A 14,431-nucleotide genomic window follows, 5' to 3' on the forward strand; every position below is an offset into this window, starting at 1 on the left:
ATTAACGCTACCGATCGGAATCGCATTGCCGTTTATGGCGGGTTAATCGCGTTAACCACTCTTCTCAAATCAGGTTAATCGAATAACCTTAGATAACGATTATGGAGGACAAGATGACCACCTACGACAAATTCCCCACGGTGACGATCCACGGCTATGACGACAGCGTCTGGCAAGGCTGGGAGGCGATTGCCCGTATCATTGAGGCAAAAATTCACCAGCACGGCCGCACGGTACTGGTAATTGAGTGCTACCCGGGCGTTCGTATGGCCGAGCTTGAAGACAATTTGCTGCCGCGGCTACGCCCGTCGCTGACGATTAATGCCGAACAGGCGCGGCAGGACGAGCAGGCCATCCATGAGATGATTGCGCGGAACCTCACCGACGATCGCGTCTTTGGCGTGCTCTCCTGCCACCATCTCGCTGAATTTTTTGACGCCGCGCGTCTGGAGGCACAGCAAACCCAGGTGAGCCAGGGTGCTGAAGGGCCGATCGTGATTTACGGCCCCGGAGCATCGCTTATTCACCCCGGCGACGTGCTGGTATACGCCGATCTTCCCCGCTGGGAGATCCAGCAGCGCATGCGCAGCGGCGAGCTGGGAAACTGGGGGGCAGCGAATCAGCAAGAGGATATGCTTCGTCGCTACAAGCGGGCTTTTTTTGTCGAGTGGCGAGTCTTCGACCGTCACAAAACGCCGCTGCTCGGGCGCGCCGATTTTTTACTGGATACAACACAGGCAAGCCAGCCCGCGATGGTTACCGGCGAGGCCCTTCGCGCCGGGCTTAAGCAGACCACCACCCAGCCTTTTCGCGTAGTGCCCTTTTTCGATCCCGGCGTCTGGGGCGGCCAGTGGATGAAACAGCAATTCGATCTCGATCCCTCTGCACCCAATTACGCATGGTGTTTTGACTGCGTGCCCGAGGAGAACAGCCTGTTACTGCGTTTTGGGGCAGTGCGGATCGAGATCCCCTCTCAGGATCTGGTCTTGCTTGAGCCGCGCGCTCTGCTGGGCGAGAAAGTTCACGCGCGTTTCGGCGCGGAGTTCCCGATCCGTTTTGATTTCCTCGATACCATGGGTGGCCAGAACCTGAGTTTCCAGGTCCATCCTATTACCGAGTACATCCAGCAGCAGTTTGGAATGCACTATACCCAGGATGAGAGCTATTACATTCTGGAAGCCGGGCCCGATGCCGTGGTCTATCTTGGCACCAAAACGGCTACCGATCCGCAGGCGATGATGGAGGATCTCAGGCGTGCAGCGCGTGGCGAAAAACCTTTTGATGACGCCCGGTTCGTTAACCGGATCCCGGCGAAAAAACACGACCACTTCCTGATCCCCGCCGGCACGGTGCACTGCTCCGGTGCGGGTACCATGGTGCTGGAAATTAGCGCTACGCCATATATCTTCACCTTCAAACTGTGGGACTGGGGCCGTCTGGGGATGGATGGCCTGCCGCGCCCGGTCCACCTGGAACATGGCGAGAAGGTCATCGACTGGCAGCGCGACACGCAGTGGGTTCATCAACATCTGGTGAATCAGCTTGAGCCCATCGCGGAAGGAAAGCGCTGGCGCGAGGAGCGCACCGGCCTGCACGAGCGTGAATTTATCGAAACGCGCCGCCACTGGTTTAGCGAGCCCGTTGTGCATCACACCCGGGGCGGCGTAAATGTGCTGAATCTGGTAGAGGGTGACGAAGCGATAGTCGACAGCCCTACCGGCGCTTTTGAACCCTTTGTCGTTCACTACGCCGAAACCTTCATTATTCCGGCCAGCGTGGGGGAATATCGCATTTCACCGTCAGCCGGTTCTTTCAATTCTCCTCTGGCAACCATTAAAGCCTGGGTAAGGAGCTAACGATGATTCATTTTATTGTCGCGACCCACGGCCCGCTTGCCGCCGCGCTGCTGGAGAGCGGCCGGATGGTTTACGGCGACCTTCCTGCCGTGCAGGCCGTTTGCCTGAGCGAACAGGGGGGAATAGCGGGTTTTCGCCGTGATTTCTGCACCGCACTGAAAGCGGCGAGCGCCGGCGCCGACGGCGTGCTGGTGTTATGCGATATGCAAAGCGGCACGCCGTGGAACGTGGCCTGCGAGTCTGCATTCGATCCGCTCACGCAGCCACCGGTTGCCGTGGTGGCGGGCGTCAGTTTCCCGATGCTGCTGCAAACCGACGAGGTAATGATGGCGCGCGATGTTCATCTTGCTGCCACAAAGCTCATCGAACTCACGCTGCCGACGCTGGCACAGGCGAAACCGGCAGATACCGCACAGACAGACGATTTTTAAGGAACCGCATATGAGTATTTCTTTTGTACGCATTGACGATCGCGTGATCCACGGGCAGCTCATCACGCGCTGGGCCAGGGAGTTGCCCTGTGACGGTATCGTTGCCATCGACGATGCCGTTGCGGCCGATCCGCTGCTGTCGTCGGTCATGAAAGGCGCCGTTTCCGATACCAGAGTGTGGCTGTTTGATACGGCAACGGCCATAGAAAAACTGCCAAAAGTGATTGCCAGCGAGAAGCGCTATTTCGTGATCGGCAAATCGCCCGTCACGCTACGGCGCATAGAGCAGGCAGGCATTAGCCTGAAAAACAGCAACGGAAAAATTAACGTAGGGCCGATGAGCGCCCGGGCGAATGCGGTCACCATCGGCCCGAATCAGTCAGTAACGGCCGAGGAAGCGGAAGCCTTCGAGTGGCTAACCGGGCAGGGACACGCGATTGAATTTCGTCTGGTTCCCGACGCCGGTTTTTACAGCTGGCAGGACGCCAGGCAGAAGCTGAAATAAGGAGCAGACCATGATTATCGAAGCGGCGTTAATTGGCCTGCTCTGTTACCTGGGTGCCCTCAGCAGCCCTTGGCTTCTGGGGCTTACAGGCGGCTGGTATCTGATCTCCCGCCCGCTCATCTCAGGCATGCTGGTTGGCCTGATCCTGGGCGATATCAAAACAGGGATCATGATTGGCGTAGCGGTGCAGGCGGTGTATATCGCGATGGTCACGCCCGGCGGCTCGATGCCGGCAGACTTAAACTTTGTGGCGTATCCGGCCATTGCGCTGGGGATACTTTCCGGCAAAGGACCAGAGGTCGCCGTCGCGCTGGCGGCGACTATTGGTATCGCCGGAACCATCCTCTTTAACGCGATGATGGTGCTGAACTCGTTCTGGAACCATCGTGCGGATGTGGCGCTGGAACACGGCGATGAACGCGGTATTTATCTCAACAGCGTTATCTGGCCGCAGGCGATGAATTTTGTGCTGCGCTTTGTACCTACCTTTATCGCCGTCTTTTTCGGCGCGCAGTACATCAGCGGCTTTATGGACGGCCTCCCTCGCATCGTCCTTTCCACCATGAACGTGCTGGGCGGCATCCTGCCCGCCGTCGGTATTGCCATCCTGCTTAAGCAAATCATCAAAAGCTACACCATGCTCATCTACTTCCTGGTGGGCTTCGTCTGTATCGTTTTTCTGAAGCTCAATATGGTCGCGCTGGTGATCGTCGGTGCCCTGCTGGCGTTGATTCATTACAGCTATAAGCCCGAAGCACCGCGGGCCGTAACTTCAGCGCCTGTCCCTGACGACGAGGATGAATTCTGATGGAAGAACGTAAACTCACCCGCAAGGACCTGCGCCGCTGCTGGCGGGCGTGGATGATGCACAATCTCTCTTCAATGAGCTTTGAACGCCTGGCATCCTTCGGCTTCTGCATAAGCATGCTGCCGGTGGCAAAAAAACTGTATCCCGATGCGGCGCAACGCACCGAGATGCTGCGCCGCCACGCGTCGTTCTACAATACAGAGCCGCAAATAGGGGCGATCGTCAACGGTATGGCGCTGGGGCTGGAGGAGAAAAAAGCCAACGGCGAGCCTATCGACGGCGAAACCATTAACACCCTGAAGGTAGGGCTGATGGGGCCGATCGCCGGGATCGGCGATTCAATGATACCGGGAATGCTGATCCCAATCCTCCTCAGCATCGGGATGGCGCTGGCGGCTGGCGGAAATCTCCTCGGCCCGCTGTTTTACACCGTCGCCTGGCTGGCCGTTATTGTTCCGGGCTCCTGGTTTCTGTTTCTTAAAGGCTACCAGATGGGTTCAGGCTCCGTTGAGATGCTGGTCAGCAGCAGATCCACGCGGCTTCGGGAAGCGCTCTCGCTGCTGGGCGTGTTCGTTATGGGCGGCGTGGCGGCCAGCTATGTGAAGCTCGGCACCGGGCTGGAGTTCATTACCCGGGATGGGGTTAACATTCACGTGCAGCAGATGCTGGACGGTATTTTTCCTCAGCTGCTTCCGCTGACGGTGGTGCTGGGGACGTGGTATCTGATGGCCAAGCGCGGCGTGTCACCGGTAAAAGCTATGATTTTGCTGTTGATACTCGCCGCGCTGGGCGTGGCATCCGGTTTGTTTGCAGGATAAAAAAGCCGGGGCAATGCCCCGGTTTCTTTATGGATGGAAGTTATTCCACAGCTCAGGAGTTTTATCCGGCCGTGAGATAAACTGAAAGCGCGCCGGATCGTCAATAAACTGCTGATAAACTGGCGCATCCGTAATACCAAACTCTGAGTAACAGCGCGGCGTAATCATCTGCAATCGCCCCGGCCTGTAGTGGTTATTCTGCTGCCAGACAATGTGATCGCCCTGAACCAGGGGATACCACGCCAGCCCTTTTCGCGCACGCACCGCGTCATACTCGAAGCCATATTCCCGGTCACACCACGCGCCGAAGGTCAGCGGCTCATCGGGAGAAGCGGAAATGGTCGCGTGGCCCCATCCGGGCGGAACAAGCACTTTTTCACCCGGTCCCGCAAGCACCGCAAAACAGCGCCCCGGATCGTCATCAACAAACTCCTGCATGTAGACGATCGCCTTACCCTGCCAGATTTCATACAGCTCTGGCGGCGACCAGCCGCTGTGCTGGCTGATACGGTGAACGTGCCCCTGGCTGCGAACCGGCTCATCGCCGAGCGTGCCTGCGGCGCAGGTAACCACGCCAAACAGCAGCATCCGCTTTTCGAGCTCCGGCCTGTCCGCCAGGCGCGCCACGTCCATCGCGATGGCATACACCTGCTCTGGCCCTTCGCAGTCCGGATTGCGCAGCGACGGGCGGATCTGATCCAGCGTTCGGATCTCCGGCATTGGGCCAGTAACGTCGCCTCCGTAGTAAAAGCCCAACGGCTGATGTGTGATGGTTATATCCAGCCCAACGTTAAGCATGGCTGACCTCCCGTACCTGGAGGTGACGTTCAGAGGCTAACAGGCGGTATGCGGTAAGTAGAATAATGTGAGGTTTCATGTTTATCTCCGGCCCGAGGAGAACAACACGACAAGCTTACCAGATTTACCGCTTCCCCTCCTGTGAAGCCTCCCGCTCTGTCGGGTTAATCACACTCCGGCTACGCCTGCTCGTTGAGGGCGTAAGTGACCACCAGCTGTCCTTTTTTTATTTTCATCCCCGAGATCTGCATTTCACCGATTTCCGCCAGCTGGGTAACGTGCGTTCCGCCGCACGAGTAGGCCGGAAGATCGCCGAAGCGCACCGTGCGCCTGCCCGCTTCCGTTTCGGTATAACAACGCAGATTGTCGGCCTTCCAGCCGTTGATGAGGGCGATCAGGGAGCCGGCATCAGGCACTGAGGCCTGCTGCTCCCTGGCCGTAAAGGTAATCCGGCCTTCACCCGGCCAGTGGTGGGCTTTTACCGGTTGCCAGCCAAATCGCTCGCCGGCATAACCAATCAAATGGCCCGCGCTGTGCCAGCGGGAGTGACGCACGCGCGCGCTTTTATCGACCTGAATCTCCACCTCCCCTGGCGCCAGCGGTTTAGCCAGAATATGAATGAGCTGCTCCCCCCGCAGGCTCACGCTCTCCACGGCGATCCCCGCGATTAAGCCCCGATCGGCCGGCTGCCCTCCTCCCTGCGGATGGAAAAGCGTCTGATCCAGCTCGACGGCGTAGCGGCCATCAGCTTCTTCAGTGCAGCGGATCGCCTTCACCCGGGCTTCTGTCGCGTCACTGGTGTAATAAAGTCGTTCTGTCATGGTTGTTCTCCTCTGTACCCTGACAGTATATTCATCTCTTACGCATAGATAATCTGCCTTTCAAACAATGCACTCTTGCCTGGTATGCACAAATGAAACCTGCACTGCTTCCCGATCTCGCCACCTTCGTTTCCATCGTTGAACACGGTAATTTTTCAACCGCGGCCCGCATTGCGGGCGCGACCCCCTCGGCGATCAGCCGCTGTGTTTCACGCCTGGAAAAGGAGATGGGATGTAAGTTACTGAACCGCACCACGCGCAAGCTGGCACTTACCGAAACCGGAAAATCCGTTTATGAACATGCGCTGGAGATGCTGGAAGCAGCACAGCAGGCATTAGATTCCGGCAGCAGTCTGCAAACCATTGCGCAGGGAAAGCTCACACTGAGCGTGCCGAAAGCGGTGGGAAGGTTTGTGATCCATCCGCTGATACCCGCCTTTCTGGAGCGCTATCCGCAAATAGACGTCTGCCTGCGCCTGGAAGATCGCTACATGGATCTGATCGATGATGGTGTCGATCTGGCCTTACGGATCACCAACTCACCTTCTCCAGGCCTGTACGGAAAACCGCTGATGCCGGTAAGCCATATTATTTGCGCTACGCCAGAATACCTTCGTCGCGCGGGCACGCCTCAGCATCCGCAGGACCTCCTGGCGCATAGCTGTATTTCGCTCGGTGAAACCCCGGCCGATTCACGCTGGAAATTTACGCTGCAGGGGAAAACGGAGGTGGTACAGACGCACGGTCGCTACGCGGCTAACCACACGGGCGTGCGGCTTGACGCGGTTAAACGTCATGTTGGTATCGGAAGCTTACCGCTGTTTACGGCGCGTGAGGCGCTTGAAAATGGGGAAATTGTGCAGGTTCTGCCGGAGTGGAATTTCATCGGCAGCTATTCAGGTGAGCTATGGCTGCTGTGGACGCGTAACAAGCATATGCCAGCCAGAATGCGGGCTATGATTAACTATCTGAATGAAAAAATGCCAGTCACCTGATGACTGGCATTTTTTAAAGCTTATTCCACTTCACGCGCGTCGATACGCAGCTCTTTCGGGACTTCGAAGACAATATTCTCTTCCCGGCCTTCCAGCGGAACGGCTTCACCACCGCCCAGCTCCTGCAGGCGGACAATCACGTTCTGCACAAGGATATCCGGCGCGGAAGCCCCGGCGGTGACGCCAACGCAGGCCGCATTTTTCACCCACGCTTCCTGGATGTCCGTCGCGTCGTCGATTAGAAACGCCGCCTTGCCCATCCGCTGTGCCAGTTCGGCCAGACGGTTGGAGTTAGAGGAGTTTTTCGAGCCGACCACCAGCACTACGTCGGCCTGTTCAGCCAGGGCACGCACCGCTTCCTGACGGTTAGTGGTTGCGTAGCAGATATCATCTTTACGCGGCCCGACGATTTTCGGGAAACGCTGGCGCAGCGCGTCAATCACGTCCGACGTATCATCAACCGAAAGCGTGGTCTGCGTCATGAACGACAGGCGGCCTTCGTTTTTCACGTTGAGCGTCAGGACATCTTCCGGCGATTCAACCAGGTACATCCCCCCTTCCGGGTTGCTGTACTGGCCCATCGTGCCCTCGACTTCCGGGTGACCGGCGTGACCAATCAGGATCGACTCTTCACCACGACGGCTGGCGCGCGCCACTTCCATATGCACTTTCGTCACCAGCGGACAGGTAGCGTCGAATACGGTCAGATCGCGGCTTTTGGCTTCGTTACGCACTGCCTGTGACACGCCGTGCGCGGAGAAGATCAGGATAGCGCCGTCCGGCACTTCGCTGATTTGCTCGATGAAGATCGCCCCGCGCTCGCGCAGGCTGTCGACCACGTAGCGGTTATGCACCACTTCATGACGCACGTAAATCGGCGCGCCGTAAATCTCCAGCGCGTTTTCAACAATGCTGATAGCGCGGTCTACACCGGCGCAGAAGCCGCGCGGGTTAGCCAACAGGATCTGCATTTCAGGCCTCCAGTGCCGGATCGATCTCCAGCACTTCTACATCAAAATGAACGGTACGCCCGGCAAGCGGATGATTGAAGTCAACGGTAATCGAGTCGCCGTTGATTTCGCGGATCACGCCAGGCATTTCGCTGCCGTCCATAGCGGTGAAGAGCATAATCGCCCCGATTTCCGGTTCGCCCGCGTCCATAAACTCACGGCGCGAAAAGTACTGAATCAGGTCCGGGCTTGGTACGCCGAATGCCGCATCCGGCTCCAGCGAGAACGCCTTTTTTTCACCCTCTTTCAGGCCGAGAAGCTGTTGCTCCAGGCCTTCAGAGAGGGAGGTGTCGCCCAGGCGAAACAGCGCGGGTTTACCGTTGTTGCGGGTGGACTCAGCAGTGGAGCCATCGTCCAGCTTCAGCGTGAAGTGAACGAGGAGGGCGCTGTTGCTCTGTACGGATTTATACATGCAAATTGCTCGCTGGTTTTCGCCCGGCGGCGCTACGCTTGTCGGGTCTGCGATAACCGCAGGCCGGTGCAGGCGAAGCGCCGCCGGGCAGGTTTGTTACGCCTGCTCTTTCGCCGCCGGTTTAGGCAAGAAGCCTTCCAGCACGATTAACGCCGCACCGATACAAATTGCGCTATCGGCGAGGTTAAAGGTCGCGAAGTGCCAGTTGCCGACGTAGAAGTCGATCATGTCGACCACAAAGCCGTGCCACAGGCGGTCAAACAGGTTGCCCAGTGCGCCACCAATGATCAGCGCATAGGCGATATTATTCAGCTTTTGTGTTGCCTTCGAGCGGTACATCAGCACCGCCAGCACGACGCAGATACCCATTGCGATACCTGCGAAGAACCAGCGCTGCCAGCCACCGCTGTCAGCAAGGAAACTAAACGCCGCGCCGTAGTTACGTGCATAGTGCAGGTTAAGCGACGGGAACAGCGGAACCGTATCCCCCAGAGCGAAATTCTGGAGGATCAGGAACTTGCTGCCCAGATCGATAATCAGCACCACCACAACCAGCCACAGCCAGCGCAGTCCTGTTGAACAGAGAGTTTTACTCATCAGGCAAACTTACGTTTTTCGCCGTCACCGGCGACGTTGCTTACACAGCGTCCGCAGATGTCTGCGTGTTCCGCCACCTGGCCGACATCGGTAGTGTAATGCCAGCAACGCGGGCATTTCTCACCGTCGGCTTTGCTCAGCGCGACCTTCAGTCCTTTGAGCAGTTCACTCTGCTGAGCATCAGCAGAAGCATCGGCATAATCCGCAACTTTCGCACCGGAGGTCAACAGGACAAATCGTAATTCATCGCCCAGCGCCGTCAGTTTTGCCGCCAGCTCCGGTTCGGCGTACAGGGTCACTGCCGCTTCCAGGGAGCCGCCGACTTTCTTGTCAGCACGCGCCTGCTCGATAACCTTGTTCACTTCGCCACGCACCTTCAGCAGCTCGTCCCAGAAGGCGTCGTTCATCGCTTCGGTGCTGGAGAGATCGAACAGACCTTCGTACCACTCGCCGGTGAAGACATACTTCTCGCGGTCGCCTGGCAGGTAGCCCCAGATTTCATCCGCGGTGAAGGACATGATCGGCGCCATCCAGCGCACCAGCCCTTCTGCGATATGGTACAGCGCAGACTGGCAGCTACGGCGCGCCACGCTGTCCGCTTTCGCGGTGTACTGGCGGTCTTTAATGATGTCGAGGTAGAACGAGCCCATCTCGATGGAGCAGAAGCGCATCAGGCGCTGCACCACTTCATGGAAATCGTAAGACTCATATGCCTTAACGATGTCTTCCTGCGCCGCTTTCGCGCAGCCGACCGCCCAGCGATCCAGCACCACCATCTCTTCCGGCTTCACCATGTCTTTCACCGGATCGAAACCGTTCAGGTTCGCCAGCAGGAAGCGCGCGGTATTACGGATACGACGATAGCTGTCGGCAGCACGCTTCAGGATCTCGTCAGACACCGCCATTTCGCCGGTGTAGTCGGTAGACGCCACCCACAGACGCAGAATATCTGCGCCCAGCTTGTTCATCACGTCCTGCGGAGAAACGGTGTTACCGATGGACTTGGACATCTTGCGGCCCTGGCCATCAACGGTGAAGCCGTGGGTCAGAACCTGACGGTAAGGCGCTTTGCCCTTCATGGCGGTGGAGATCATCAGGGATGACATGAACCAGCCGCGGTGTTGGTCAGACCCTTCCAGATACATGTCGGCAGCGTGACCGGCGAACTCAGGGCGCACGTCAACCACGGAGGCGTGGGTTGAACCGGAGTCAAACCATACGTCCAGGGTATCGGGCACTTTCTCGTAGTTATCCGCGTCCGCGCCCAGAATGTCGCGGGCGTCGAGATCCCACCACGCCTGAATGCCGTCGATTTCGACGCGCTTCGCTACTTCTTCCATCAGCTCCAGCGTGTTTGGATGCAGTTCCTGCGTCTCTTTATGCACGAACAGAGACATCGGCACGCCCCAGGTACGCTGACGGGAGATACACCAGTCAGGACGGTTAGCCACCATGGATTCGATACGCGCCTGACCCCAGTCCGGGATCCACTGCACGCCCTTGATCTCCTTCAGAGACTGCTCGCGCAGGCCCTTCTGATCCATGCTCACGAACCACTGCGGCGTAGCGCGGAAGATGATCGGCGACTTGTGACGCCAGCAGCACGGATAGCTGTGCTGCATTTTCTCAACGTGCAGCAGCGCACCGCGCTCACGCAGCATCTCAACGATGATGTCGTTCGCCTTGAAGACGTTGATACCGTCCAGCGCCGGGTAAGTACCTGGCAGGTATGAACCGTCCGGACCAACCGGGTTAGCGATTTCCAGACCGTATTTCAGGCTGATGTTGTAGTCGTCAGGACCATGGCCACCGGCGGTATGTACCGCACCGGTACCCGCGTCCAGCGTGACGTGATCGCCCAGGATCGCCGGAACGTCGAAGTCCAGGAACGGATGTTTAAAGCGCATCAGCTCCAGCGCGTCACCTTTCACGGTGCCCAGCACGGCGTAGTCGGTGATGTTCGCGCGTTTCAACACGCTTTCAACCAGATCTTTCGCCAGAATCAGCGCACGACCTTCAACCTGCACCAGCGCATATTCGAACTCAGCGGACAGGGAGATAGCGCGGTTCGCCGGCAGGGTCCACGGGGTGGTGGTCCAGATAACCAGAGAGATCGGGCCGTTTACGCCAGGCAGGCCGAATTTACCTTTGATCGCATCCTGATCGACCGCTTCGAACGCTACGTCGATTGAAGGCGAGGTTTTGTCGTAATACTCAACTTCCGCTTCTGCCAGGGCAGAACGGCAGTCCACGCACCAGTGCACCGGCTTCGCACCTTTGTGCAGGTGTCCGTTACCGATGATTTTGCCCAGCGCACGGATGATGTTGGCTTCGGTTTTGAAGTCCATGGTCAGGTATGGGTGCGACCAGTCGCCCAGCACGCCCAGACGGATAAAGTCCGCGCGCTGGCCGTCAACCTGGGTGGCAGCGTATTCGCGGCACTTCGCGCGGAACTCTGCGGCGGTGAACTTCTCACCCGGCTTGCCAAACTCTTGTTCCACCTTCAGCTCGATTGGCAGACCGTGGCAGTCCCAGCCCGGAACGTAAGGCGAGTCATATCCCGCGAGCCCTTTGGACTTCACGATAATGTCTTTCAGAATCTTGTTTACAGAGTGACCAATATGAATGCTGCCATTCGCATATGGAGGGCCATCATGCAGAATGAAGGTTTTTTTGCCTTTTTTGGCTGCACGAATGATGCCGTACAGATCATCATCGGTCCAACGCGCCAGCATTCCCGGTTCGCGCTTGGCGAGATCGCCGCGCATCGGGAACCCTGTTTCCGGCAAATTCAGGGTTGATTTATAGTCACTCATCAGATTCTCGGTTCCGTATTTATCACGTAGGCAGTTAAGCCGGTTCTAAAGCCCAAAAAACTCGCGGGCCGTTAATTCATCTCGCGCGATTTGCGCCTTAAGTTCATCCAGCGAAGCGAATCGCTGCTCGTTGCGTATTTTTTTACGCAGTATCACATCTATATGGCGACCGTAGAGGTCCATTACAACGTCCAGTAGGTGTACTTCTAACTGTTGACGTACACCGGCAACCGTTGGACGTGTACCAATGTTGGCGACACCGTAGAAAGGCTTATCGCCCAGTCCTGCCACTTCCACCGCATACACCCCTTTCACCGGGGAGACCTGACGGCGCAGCGGTATATTCGCCGTCGGGAAACCTATCGTGCGGCCCAGCGCATCGCCATGAACCACACGGCCTGAAATCGTGAACGGATGGCCCAGCAGCGTTTCTGCCGTATCCAGTTCATCATTCGCCAGCGCCTGGCGTACCGCCGTGCTGCTGACGCGAACGCCGCCCTCGCAGAAGGTCATCGTACTGGTGACGTCAAATCCGTACTCCAGGCCAGCCTTCTGTAATAACAAGAAATCGCCCTGACGACCAGCGCCAAAGCGGAAATCATCGCCCACGGCGAGAAACTGCACGCCAAGCTGTCTGACCAACAGGTCGCTGACAAAGTTTTGTGCGGTCAGTGCGGCAAAGCGACGATCGAATCGTACGCACAGGACGTAGTCCACACCTGACTCTGCCAAATAACGTAACTTCTCGCGCAGACGGGTCAGGCGTGCGGGTGATTTTTCGCCTGCAAACAGCTCCAGCGGCTGCGGTTCGAAAATCATCACCACGACGGGCAGGCCACGCGCCTCGCCTTCTTTACGCAATCCCTGCAGCAGCGCCTGATGCCCACGATGCACGCCGTCGAAATTACCAATGGTCAGCACGCACCCGTGCGGGGCTTGACTGAGATTATGTATGCCGCGTATCAGCTTCATGACTGGCTCAAGACAGTGAAAATCGCCAAAGTATACCTTGTACAGCGGTTAAGGTTAACCGGCGATTGTTCACGCTAAACAGAAAGCCGTATGATTTCATCGCGCTGACCTTTCACAGCAAAAAAATCTGCCCGCGAACTGCGATTTTTACGCCGAAAAGCTGTATTCACGAACGACAAGCTGGTAGAATCCTGCGCCATCACTACGTAACGTAGCGTCGCCATATTAACGGCGCTTATTTGCACAAATCCATTGACAAAAGAAGGTATAGAGGGCATATTCCTCGGCCTTTGAATTGTCCACATAGATCATATTTGGGAGTTGGACCTTGGCTAATATCAAATCAGCTAAGAAACGTGCCGTTCAGTCTGAAAAGGCTCGTAAGCACAATGCAAGCCGTCGCTCTATGATGCGTACTTTCATCAAGAAAGTATACGCAGCAATCGAAGCTGGCGACAAAGCTGCAGCGCAGAACGCATTTAACGAAATGCAACCAATCGTGGATCGTCAGGCTGCTAAAGGTCTGATCCACAAAAACAAAGCAGCGCGTCATAAAGCAAACCTGACCGCGCAGATCAACAAACTGGCTTAATCGCTACTTGTTGTTGCTTGTTTGAAAGAACCCGCTTAACGCGGGTTTTTTTATGTCTTCAGAACGCCGGCGGCGTAAACAGCGCCGAGTAGTCACGGTTGCAGATACGCTGCACCGCCGGATGCTGAATCATCCTTTCGGCGAATATGGCGTGATACTCCTCCATCACGTTATCCACTCTGCCAATCTCCGTAATCTTATCGTCTGAATAGAGATCGTGTGCGTACAGCGTCGGGGCAACGAAGATAGCGTTGTGCGCCTCGCCGAAGGCTTTCATCAGCGCGGCATCGTCGAACTCGCCGAGGATTTCCACGTTCAGCCCCTGCGAGTTAAACCAGTTCAGCAGCTTACGCCCGAGCATGGAGCGTCTTCCCGGCACCAGCAGGCGGCGCTCTTCCAGACAGGCCGGGAACGGTTTTTCCGGCGGCGGATTAATGCACCAGAAGCTGACGCCGCACTCGCCAATTTTCACCGAGAACAGCCCTTCCTGCTGCGTGGAGTCGATCGGGCAGTCCGAGATAATCATATCCAGCTTGTGCTGGCTCAGCTGTTCCAGCAGCATCTCGTGAGTGGATTCGAAGCAGCGCAAATGAATCTGCTCATCTTCCACTACCGCCGCATCCAGCACGCCGCTTACCAGCCGTTTTGACAGCGCATCCGCCACGCCCACGTCAAAGAGCAGGTTGGACTCTTTGCGGTAGTTGACGATATCCAGCATCTCCTGGCTTAGGGTGAACATTTTGTCCGCGTAGCGGAAAACCAGCTCGCCCAGCTCGCTCGGCTCAATCCCGCGCCCTTTCCGCTTGAACAGTTTTCCCTGCAGGCGCTCTTCCAGGGCCTTGATTTGCCCGGTAATGGTCTGCGGCGTCAGGTAGAGCGCCTCAGCGGCTCCCACGACGGATCCCTGCTTGTAGACATGCCAGAAGTAGTAGAGATGGTTGTAGTTCAAATGAGACATCACGTTTTCACTCCCTGATAGCCGATCGGGAGAAGGCTTCCC

15 protein-coding genes and 1 pseudogene are annotated in these 14,431 nt (G+C 57.1%); 7 read left to right on the plus strand and 9 right to left on the minus strand.

Annotated features, from left to right (window positions below):
- The first annotated feature begins 113 nt into the window (after positions 1-113).
- From MOQ06_RS14345 to MOQ06_RS14365, 5 genes are read left to right on the plus strand one after another with little or no spacing between them, the layout of a single operon-like run.
- Complete coding sequence (locus MOQ06_RS14345) at positions 114-1,856, plus strand: class I mannose-6-phosphate isomerase (RefSeq protein WP_242173657.1); 1,743 nt, start codon at positions 114-116, stop codon at positions 1,854-1,856.
- A 2-nt stretch (positions 1,857-1,858) separates the two neighbouring features.
- Positions 1,859-2,287 (plus strand): PTS fructose transporter subunit IIA, encoded by a 429-nt coding sequence (locus MOQ06_RS14350; RefSeq protein ID WP_242173659.1) that lies wholly within the window; start codon positions 1,859-1,861, stop codon positions 2,285-2,287.
- Between the two features lie 10 nt (positions 2,288-2,297).
- Positions 2,298-2,792 (plus strand): PTS sugar transporter subunit IIB, encoded by a 495-nt coding sequence (locus MOQ06_RS14355; protein WP_242173661.1) that lies wholly within the window; start codon positions 2,298-2,300, stop codon positions 2,790-2,792.
- A 10-nt stretch (positions 2,793-2,802) separates the two neighbouring features.
- Positions 2,803-3,600, plus strand: coding sequence for a PTS sugar transporter subunit IIC (locus MOQ06_RS14360; protein ID WP_242173663.1), 798 nt, complete (start codon positions 2,803-2,805; stop codon positions 3,598-3,600).
- Entirely contained in the window at positions 3,600-4,418 is an 819-nt protein-coding gene (locus MOQ06_RS14365) for a PTS system mannose/fructose/sorbose family transporter subunit IID (protein WP_242173665.1), read from the plus strand. Before MOQ06_RS14360 ends, MOQ06_RS14365 begins: the two co-directional genes overlap by 1 nt.
- Positions 4,419-4,445: 27 nt before the next feature.
- On the opposite strand, the gene MOQ06_RS14370 is transcribed toward MOQ06_RS14365, so the two are convergent.
- Complete coding sequence (locus tag MOQ06_RS14370) at positions 4,446-5,216, minus strand: glucose-6-phosphate isomerase family protein (protein ID WP_242173666.1); 771 nt, start codon at positions 5,214-5,216, stop codon at positions 4,446-4,448.
- Positions 5,217-5,395: 179 nt separating this feature from the next.
- Positions 5,396-6,037, minus strand: coding sequence for an alanyl-tRNA editing protein (locus MOQ06_RS14375; RefSeq protein ID WP_242173668.1), 642 nt, complete (start codon positions 6,035-6,037; stop codon positions 5,396-5,398).
- 92 nt (positions 6,038-6,129) lie between these two features.
- On the opposite strand from MOQ06_RS14375, the gene MOQ06_RS14380 reads away from it, so the two are divergent.
- On the plus strand, positions 6,130-7,032 hold the full coding sequence (locus MOQ06_RS14380; RefSeq protein ID WP_242173670.1) for a LysR family transcriptional regulator: 903 nt from the start codon (positions 6,130-6,132) through the stop codon (positions 7,030-7,032).
- 20 nt (positions 7,033-7,052) lie between these two features.
- Here MOQ06_RS14380 and ispH read toward each other — a convergent pair whose 3' ends face one another.
- From ispH to MOQ06_RS14410, 6 genes and pseudogenes are all read right to left on the minus strand, one after another.
- A complete protein-coding gene (ispH, locus tag MOQ06_RS14385) occupies positions 7,053-8,003 on the minus strand; it encodes a 4-hydroxy-3-methylbut-2-enyl diphosphate reductase (protein WP_148420040.1) in 951 nt (316 codons plus the stop codon).
- 1 nt (position 8,004) lies between these two features.
- Entirely contained in the window at positions 8,005-8,454 is a 450-nt protein-coding gene (fkpB, locus tag MOQ06_RS14390) for an FKBP-type peptidyl-prolyl cis-trans isomerase (protein ID WP_242173672.1), read from the minus strand.
- A gap of 96 nt (positions 8,455-8,550) precedes the next feature.
- Positions 8,551-9,051, minus strand: coding sequence for a signal peptidase II (lspA, locus tag MOQ06_RS14395; protein WP_063867426.1), 501 nt, complete (start codon positions 9,049-9,051; stop codon positions 8,551-8,553).
- A complete protein-coding gene (gene ileS / locus MOQ06_RS14400) occupies positions 9,051-11,867 on the minus strand; it encodes an isoleucine--tRNA ligase (RefSeq protein WP_242173674.1) in 2,817 nt (938 codons plus the stop codon). Before ileS ends, lspA begins: the two co-directional genes overlap by 1 nt.
- A gap of 45 nt (positions 11,868-11,912) precedes the next feature.
- Positions 11,913-12,839, minus strand: a complete 927-nt coding sequence (gene ribF / locus MOQ06_RS14405) for a bifunctional riboflavin kinase/FAD synthetase (protein ID WP_148420037.1) — start codon at positions 12,837-12,839, stop codon at positions 11,913-11,915.
- 7 nt (positions 12,840-12,846) lie between these two features.
- Positions 12,847-13,052 (minus strand): annotated as a pseudogene (locus tag MOQ06_RS14410) (DUF2575 domain-containing protein); the annotation flags it as partial.
- A 115-nt stretch (positions 13,053-13,167) separates the two neighbouring features.
- Here MOQ06_RS14410 and rpsT point away from each other — a divergent pair.
- Positions 13,168-13,431 (plus strand): 30S ribosomal protein S20, encoded by a 264-nt coding sequence (rpsT, locus tag MOQ06_RS14415; RefSeq protein WP_003856458.1) that lies wholly within the window; start codon positions 13,168-13,170, stop codon positions 13,429-13,431.
- Between the two features lie 58 nt (positions 13,432-13,489).
- Here the strand turns inward: rpsT and nhaR are convergent, their stop codons facing one another.
- Complete coding sequence (gene nhaR, locus MOQ06_RS14420; protein WP_080328999.1) at positions 13,490-14,389, minus strand: transcriptional activator NhaR; 900 nt, start codon at positions 14,387-14,389, stop codon at positions 13,490-13,492.
- Positions 14,390-14,431 lie beyond the last annotated feature (42 nt).

Source organism: Enterobacter sp. I4 (assembly GCF_022669095.1).
Lineage (GTDB): Bacteria > Pseudomonadota > Gammaproteobacteria > Enterobacterales > Enterobacteriaceae > Enterobacter > Enterobacter pasteurii.

Bases quoted from the DNA above. Each gene is read 5' to 3' on its own strand.
- MOQ06_RS14345 (WP_242173657.1), top strand. From the start codon at position 114: ATGACCACCTACGACAAATTCCCCACGGTGACGATCCACGGCTATGAC.
- MOQ06_RS14350 (WP_242173659.1), top strand. From the start codon at position 1,859: ATGATTCATTTTATTGTCGCGACCCACGGCCCGCTTGCCGCCGCGCTG.
- MOQ06_RS14355 (WP_242173661.1), top strand. From the start codon at position 2,298: ATGAGTATTTCTTTTGTACGCATTGACGATCGCGTGATCCACGGGCAG.
- MOQ06_RS14360 (WP_242173663.1), top strand. From the start codon at position 2,803: ATGATTATCGAAGCGGCGTTAATTGGCCTGCTCTGTTACCTGGGTGCC.
- MOQ06_RS14365 (WP_242173665.1), top strand. From the start codon at position 3,600: ATGGAAGAACGTAAACTCACCCGCAAGGACCTGCGCCGCTGCTGGCGG.
- MOQ06_RS14370 (WP_242173666.1), bottom strand. From the start codon at position 5,216: ATGCTTAACGTTGGGCTGGATATAACCATCACACATCAGCCGTTGGGC.
- MOQ06_RS14375 (WP_242173668.1), bottom strand. From the start codon at position 6,037: ATGACAGAACGACTTTATTACACCAGTGACGCGACAGAAGCCCGGGTG.
- MOQ06_RS14380 (WP_242173670.1), top strand. From the start codon at position 6,130: ATGAAACCTGCACTGCTTCCCGATCTCGCCACCTTCGTTTCCATCGTT.
- ispH (WP_148420040.1), bottom strand. From the start codon at position 8,003: ATGCAGATCCTGTTGGCTAACCCGCGCGGCTTCTGCGCCGGTGTAGAC.
- fkpB (WP_242173672.1), bottom strand. From the start codon at position 8,454: ATGTATAAATCCGTACAGAGCAACAGCGCCCTCCTCGTTCACTTCACG.
- lspA (WP_063867426.1), bottom strand. From the start codon at position 9,051: ATGAGTAAAACTCTCTGTTCAACAGGACTGCGCTGGCTGTGGCTGGTT.
- ileS (WP_242173674.1), bottom strand. From the start codon at position 11,867: ATGAGTGACTATAAATCAACCCTGAATTTGCCGGAAACAGGGTTCCCG.
- ribF (WP_148420037.1), bottom strand. From the start codon at position 12,839: ATGAAGCTGATACGCGGCATACATAATCTCAGTCAAGCCCCGCACGGG.
- nhaR (WP_080328999.1), bottom strand. From the start codon at position 14,389: ATGTCTCATTTGAACTACAACCATCTCTACTACTTCTGGCATGTCTAC.